At 32.4% G+C, this 2,429-nt stretch carries 1 protein-coding gene; it reads right to left on the bottom strand.

Going from position 1 to position 2,429, the window contains the following annotated elements; all coding sequences use genetic code 11:
- Window positions 1-1,725 precede the first annotated feature (1,725 nt).
- Window positions 1,726-2,040: a DUF3303 domain-containing protein gene (locus tag ASJ81_RS11190; protein WP_095644519.1), complete on the bottom strand. Its 315-nt coding sequence runs from the start codon at window positions 2,038-2,040 to the stop codon at window positions 1,726-1,728.
- Between the last annotated feature and the right edge of the window lie 389 nt (window positions 2,041-2,429).

Here is a 2,429-nt window from a genome sequence, read left to right as displayed (position 1 = left end):
CTTTTTACGACCTATCAACTCTGTTCCACTTTTGTAAGATCCCTACTTATTTCGGGCATCCTCGAGGTTTTTGGGGAGCCACCGAGAGACATTATCCAGTAAATTTATATAGTATGGATAATACAGTAGGAAATCCGAGAATAGATTCTCTTCTATTCATTTTCGGTCATCCTCGATGTTTTTTGGCAAATTCGTCGAGCGATACTGTGCAGTGAACATGCACAGAGCGTTCAAAATGGACAATGAAGAATCTGAACGTGTATTCTTTCATCTTCTGTTCAGATTTTTCTTATCCATATAACACGAATCACCTTATCCAGGTGATTGATAGCCGGAATATCTCCAATTTTTCTGCTTCTCTAATCTGGATCGGCATATTTTATTGAGATTATACAAGTTTAAGGCAAATCAGTATGTTCCACTTTACGGAACTAACTACTTTTCATTACCTCTACTTTTTTCCGGCAATATATTTTTTAGAGGTAACATTTATTTAAATCTTTCTGAGTATGTGTTACTTTTTTTTTCATTAATCCTATTTAATATGTATAATGTGAATAAATTTAATATAATATTTAATTTCCAAATTAGATATTATTAAATTTTATTCATTATTGGATGACAGTTTTTGATCAAATTCAAAAGCTTTTGGATTACAGAAGGGATAATGCTCCTGTTCTTGATCTCTGAATAACGCCTTGATGCCTTCTTATGTTGAAAATTAAAATTGTAGCCAATTAAAGAAACGATTTTATAGTTTCTAGATATAAAATAAATGATGATGATATATGGCAACTAATTATGATTGTTCGATAAATAGTAATCAGATTATTTATGTCAATTAAACACATTTTCCCCTTTTGATAGCATTAATTTTAATGGAAATAATATGAAATTTTATAAAAATTGTAGAAAGTATTATATAATATGTAAGCATGGAAATATATCTCAAATATAATGTGTTCACATAGTTAGAATTGATGTCAAAAGCCTTAATTTAAAAGAATTATTACTTACAAGGCATTTCAATCGGTTTTGCATGAACTAATACTCTTTTTAATTTTGCTATGTACCCTTTAGACACAGCATCCCAAAACAAATTTTATTCCCACATTAGTAAGAGTTTCAGAATTAGTTTTCAAGATCAGAATATCTATTGATAATCCAAAATATGATATCCTGATAAGCAATTTTGAGTTTTGGGATCAGCTCACATCCTAATGGCCAAAAACGTCCAGTGTACTGTTCCGTTCTCAGACGGCTCAGTGTGGGGTCAGCCGAGCGACATACCCAGCAAGTTTATATATAATGTAGATAATGTTATACTGTCCGAGAATGGATTCACTTATATCCTTATCCGGTCATCCTCGACGTTTTTTGGGAAATTCGTCGAGCGATACTGTGCAGTAGGTATGCACGGAGCATTCAAAATGGACAAAAGGATCTGAACGTAGGCTTCTTCACTTTCTGTTCAGATTCTTTATGTCATATGACCCAGTCACCTTATCCAGGTGATTGATAGCCGGGGAATATATCTCCAAATCCTCGGTTTCTCAAATGTAGTGGCATATTTTTGGTTATAGAGGGTTCTTAAGGCAAGTCAACAGGTCAGTAAGTTTCACTTTCCTGAACTGTTCCCTTTTTCTTGCCTATTAACTTTTTTCCGGCAGTATATTTTTAAGAACATATTATCATGAAATTCTTCGCAATAACTTCTCCGGATTGTCAATTTTTATATTGTCCAATTTCTAGATAACTCAATTTTTCCATCCGATATATTATGGACTTTTTAACATCATCGGCTTCTATGACGGGAAAAACATCAATCTGGCATAAATCAGTAAACGGCAAATTATAAGCCAGATAGTCTTTGACAGTTTCTACGTCAAACAGAGTTATCACACGCCCTCCTCCTGCATCAAACCACTGATTGATAACCTTCAAACCTTTTGGAAAAGCCATACTTTCTACCTTTTCCCATCGCTTAAATAGCTCTGTAGTATTTTTAGGGTCAAAGGTCGTTATGTCTAACAACAACATATTCTATTCCTGGTCCAGTTTCATAATTCATAACAATTTAATATGTAATATAGTATATAGTGCGTTTGACTTATAAATATTTTGTAAATAGATGGAAAATTGAATTAAACTGATTTACTTTTTAACTTTATTTTAACGTTGCTTAAGACCTCAAAAAAGATTGAAACAGTTAAAAATTTATGGGATTTTTAAAAATTTATGGAATTCTCTAGTAGTCTCTTACGTCTTAAAACTTAGATTCACAGGCTTAATAGTTACAATGTCTTCATGCTTTAGATGGCTTGCTGGAGTTCACTACGAGTCGAATTTTCGTATCCTCTTCAAATTCAATGGTTTTTCAACCGCATAAAAAATATAATAGTTTTTCCATTTTCCCTTATCATATTTTG

This window comes from Methanosarcina spelaei, from assembly GCF_002287235.1.
Lineage (GTDB): Archaea > Halobacteriota > Methanosarcinia > Methanosarcinales > Methanosarcinaceae > Methanosarcina > Methanosarcina spelaei.
The sequence above is the reverse complement of the archived record's forward strand: the minus strand, read 5'-3'. Positions and strand labels throughout refer to the sequence as shown.